At 59.2% G+C, this 3967-nt stretch carries 3 protein-coding genes; all 3 read right to left on the minus strand.

The features are described 5' to 3' along the window. Positions 1–337: 337 nt before the first annotated feature. The gene (locus tag VGI36_05280; protein ID HEY2484537.1) at positions 338–646 is read right to left on the minus strand and encodes a GYD domain-containing protein; all 309 of its coding nucleotides are present in this window, start codon (positions 644–646) and stop codon (positions 338–340) included. A gap of 82 nt (positions 647–728) precedes the next feature. Next, entirely contained in the window at positions 729–2861 is a 2133-nt protein-coding gene (locus VGI36_05285) for an acetate--CoA ligase family protein (protein ID HEY2484538.1), read from the minus strand. Between the two features lie 320 nt (positions 2862–3181). Next, complete coding sequence (locus VGI36_05290) at positions 3182–3595, minus strand: hypothetical protein (protein ID HEY2484539.1); 414 nt, start codon at positions 3593–3595, stop codon at positions 3182–3184. Positions 3596–3967 lie beyond the last annotated feature (372 nt).

The following is a 3967-nucleotide window of genomic DNA, read 5'->3' on the forward strand; positions in this document are numbered from 1 at the left end:
ATCCTGGGTTACGACGAAGGACGTATCGGTGAACTTCTCGCAGCTGGTGCGCTGCAGTAGGTAAATCCGCGTTCGGTGAACGATCGCTGGGCAGACAGCGATTAGAGGGCCCGTCTCGAGCCCGATCGCGCGGTCGAGCCCCTACGAAACGACCTGAGGCGTGATCGAGCGGGCAACCACCAAGACCTTGCCCTACGTCGATTCTTCCTTGCCGGCTGTTCCGGTTCCTCGTCGGTGTCTCAGGGTTTTAGCGGCGAGCATCCGGAAGACCCTGCCGGCAACGGTGGGTCTTATATGGGGGCGGACTTTCGAGGGGCAGGCTCGATGCTCTCGGAGATCAACGCTTACCCATCTGTTTGGGGCCCTTGAGCTTGGCCTTCAGTTCGACCACGGGTATCGCCGGTAGCGTCGTTATTTTGACCGTGCCGCGCGACGACAGATCGACTGACAGATGCGCGACGGTCTCATTGTCGGGCGCGTCCACAATCGTCACAAAATCGTAGCCGCCGAGCACGGCGTATTGGGTGACCATCTTGCAGCCGAACTCCGAGATCTCCTTGTTTACCGCATCGAGCCGCTCGGGATCCTTGTGGAGCGTCTGACTGCCTTCCGGCGTCAGCGAACTGAGCAGGATGTAGGTCGGCATTGTTTCTACCTCTTGAGCTCGGACGGAGTTGCTAAATCCAGAGCTTCCCGCTCCTCCACGGCTAAATCAAGTTTTGTGGAACTCACCCGAAAAGGCCCGCCCCCCGGGCCCACTTGTATTTCGCTCCCAAGACCAGGACCGGCTTTTCGGTGGTATAGGCGTAGGCGGGGATCTGCCTCTCGAACAAGTAGGCACACGCCTCTTCCACCTCGACGTCGCCGACCAGCGAGGCTACCACCGGCTTGTCTATTCCCTGGCGCCGCTGTTCCTCGACAACCTGCGCGGTGAGTTTCGCGAAGACCATGGGTGGAGTGATTATGGTGTGCCAATAGCCAAGCACGAGCGAATGCACGCGAGCGTCCGTGAGTCCGAGTCGGATGGTATTTTGATAGGTCGCGGGCGGCTCACCACCGGTGATGTCGACCGGATTTCCTGCCGCGCCGAAGGGCGGAATGAACTTGCGAAACGCCTGGTCAAGGTCCGCCGGCATCTCCATCAGCTTGAGTCCATTGTCAACGCAGGCATCGGCGAGCAGCACGCCAGAACCGCCGGCGCCGGTAATAATCAGCACGTTCTCACCGGCTGGCGTCGGCAGCATTGGAATGCAACGGGCAAACTCGAGCATTTCGTTAAGGCTGTATGCGCGAACGACCCCGGATTGGCGCAATACATCATCGTAGATGCGATCGTTGCCCGCCAACGCCGCAGTGTGGGAGCGCGCAGCACGCGCACCTGCCGCCGTGCGCCCGGCCTTGAGCACGATAACCGGCTTCTTGACCGAGACTCGCTTCGCAACTTCCGCGAAGGAGCGGCCGTCCTTGAGATCCTCGAGGTGCATCGCGACGACCTCCGTCTCGGGATCTTTCTCGAAAAAGGTCAGTAGGTCGTCTTCATCGATATCGACTTTGTTGCCCAAACCCACAATGGCCGACACTCCCATTTTCGTGGATCGGCTAAAACCCAGGATCGCCATGCCGACTCCCCCGCTTTGCGATGACAATGCGACCTTCCCCCGTACGTCGTAAGGGGTGCAGAAAGTCGCGCACAGGTTCTTCGGGGTATAGTAAAAGCCGTAGATGTTCGGTCCCATCAGACGGATATCGTGCTCGCGCGCGACCGCGAGCACCTCGCGCTGCATCTCGACATTGCCGGTCTCGGCGAAGCCCGATGGGATCAGAACCGCACCGGCGACCGACTTCTGGCCGCATTCGGCCAGCACGGGCGACACCAGGCGCGCCGGGATCGCGAACACCGCGACGTCGACGCGTTCAGGAACCTCCTTGATACTGCGAAACGCTTTGCGACCCAGCACCGAGTCGAGGCTTGGATGGATTGGAAAGATGCGGCCCTGATAGCCGCCATTGATCAGGTTTTTCAGAACTGAGTTGCCAATCTTCCCATCCTCGGCAGACGCGCCGATGACCGCGATCGAGTCGGGACGCATGATACGGTTCATGGCGCGCAGTATCTCGTCTTGCGAAGGACGAAAACGTACGGGGGCCGGGTCGAAATCAAGCAGTATTCGGACATCGGCCGCCGTTGCGCCGGCGCGCGACGCGAACACCGGGTTCAGGTCCACCTCGGCTATTTCGGGGAAGTCATGCACCAGCAGAGACACGTTGCGCACCAGCGCCGTCAGGGCGTCACGGTTCACCGCTTCCCCGCCGCGCAAGCCATTCAGAACTTCCTTGCTGCGGATTCCATCGAGCATCGAGCGAGCCTCAGGTATCGTCACCGGCGCGAGGCGAAAGGTGATGTCACTTAGGGTTTCCACCATCACGCCGCCCACGCCGAACGCGACCAACTTTCCAAAGCTCGGGTCGGTCGATGCTCCGACGATAAGCTCGACACCACCCGGCACCATCTTTTGAACCAGTACCCCGTCGAAGGAGGCCTCGGGCCTGGAGCTTTTGCCTCTCGCGATCAGCGACTTAAATGAGGTTTCAACCGCAGAAGCATCGCCGAGGTTTAGCGCCACGCCGCCCACCTCGGTCTTGTGCTGAATTTCAGGGGAAGAAATCTTCAACGCGACCGGATAACCAACTTCTGCGGCGACCCGGACCGCCTCAGATTCTGAGGAAGCAAGGGCTTGTGGCGGGATCGGAATCTCATACGCTCGACAGATCTCGGCGCAGTCGGCTGCAGAAAGCGCGACGCGACGCTCAGCTCTCGCCCGTTCCAGGATGTTCTTCACACTTGGGTGATGGTTGTTCATCGGCTCTCTTGTCCCTACCTCGGAAGACCTGGTCTTTCGTAAAACACTTCCCGAGCGCCTGTCATTAAGTCAAAACTCCGAACCGGCAAAAAATTCCAGCGACTACTCTCGGGCGAGTTGTATCGGCAGCTTGTCGATCTCGCGGCGCCCGGACTTATCACCGCACTCGGGGCCAGACCTTCATTTCTAGCAGTTGTGCGCAGGACTGCCCGAATCGGGAAAAGCGACTTCCGTGCTGATTTGATTCTCTTCACCAGCGAGGTGTGGTCGTCAAGCAATTGAGCACCGCGACCCCATGCCAGCCGCAGAAGAGATTTGCCTTAGTAGCGGGTCTTTGGCTCGAAGGGTCCTCGCCCTGGCTGGGTGAAGACTACCTCGAAAGTTCGATCCAAGGGCGCAAACATGGCCCTAACCGTTAGCATCTCTCCCGGTGCCAGGTGCTCGATTTCTTCGGTGTGCGGGCCCTGCATCACGAAATTGGGACGGTGAACGCGCACCAGCTCCCAGATGTCCGGCCAGCGGATACGGGGGTTGTCCACGTATGCATCGTTGAGCACAAACTTGTATTGCTTGGCACCCACGCCGATCGTGACGATTTGTTGGCCGGCGTATATCTGCATGGCCGCGGGCTTCGAAATTACCAGCGTAGTGTTAATCGGCAGGCCCATCGCACCGAACTGCGCGCGCGCTGCTGTCGGAGCAAGGATCATGAGTGCGGCCACCCATGGCGCCATTCGGAACATCACTCTCGTAGCGCATTTCATATTGGGACGCCGGACCGTGTTGCCGGCCGATCTTAGGATGTCCTTCCTCAATTCCGAGCGCGACCTAGAGGACCGTAACAACATATATACCCCTTCAATCCTCTGTCGCACCAACCAAAATTCTGGGCACCGCCCTAGCAGTTTAGTTACGCGAACCCGCTCGACGGGAAGGCCTTTTGATTATCCGAACCGATCGGAGTACTGGAAAGGCTAACCGTGCCACTATGCGATAGTTTCCATGATGCCGGGACTACCGTGTTTGTAGAGCTGAGATGTCTATACGCCACTTCGCCGAGAGTCGGACGTTGACAGAATACCCCCGTGGGGCGCGTCGCTGGACTC

This window comes from Candidatus Binataceae bacterium (assembly GCA_036495685.1).
Classification (GTDB): domain Bacteria; phylum Desulfobacterota; class Binatia; order Binatales; family Binataceae; genus JAFAHS01.